The sequence below is a fragment of the Acetomicrobium sp. S15 = DSM 107314 genome (assembly GCF_016125955.1).
In the GTDB taxonomy this organism is placed as follows: domain Bacteria; phylum Synergistota; class Synergistia; order Synergistales; family Thermosynergistaceae; genus Thermosynergistes; species Thermosynergistes pyruvativorans.
In genome coordinates, this window is sequence record NZ_JADEVE010000164.1 from 1 (window position 1) to 309 (window position 309).

Sequence of the window (309 nt, forward strand, 5' to 3'; positions counted from 1 at the left end):
TATTTCCTTCTTGACGGTTCGTTTCTTCTCTGAAGCGGATTTTATCCTCGTGGAGGGGGGGAAGGAGCTCTCTTTGCCTAAAATTTGGGTGGGACCTCCCGGTTCTTCACCGCCTGGGCGAACTCCGTGTAGTAATTCCGCCCCGGTTTTGCGCCGTCGCATCCTCCTATGAGGAAGAAATGGCGGATTTCGCCTGATTTCACCAACTCTATCACCTTGTCCGCGGCGGATAGCACCGCGTTTCTGGCAAAACCTATAGTGATGTAATGTTCAGGCGCATCTTCGGCAAAACCCTCTGCCTTCAACGCC

Annotated in this window: 1 pseudogene; it reads right to left on the bottom strand. The window is 53.1% G+C overall.

Annotated features, from left to right (window positions below):
• Positions 1-77 precede the first annotated feature (77 nt).
• A pseudogene (locus EZM41_RS03920) lies at positions 78-309 on the bottom strand (hypothetical protein); the annotation flags it as partial.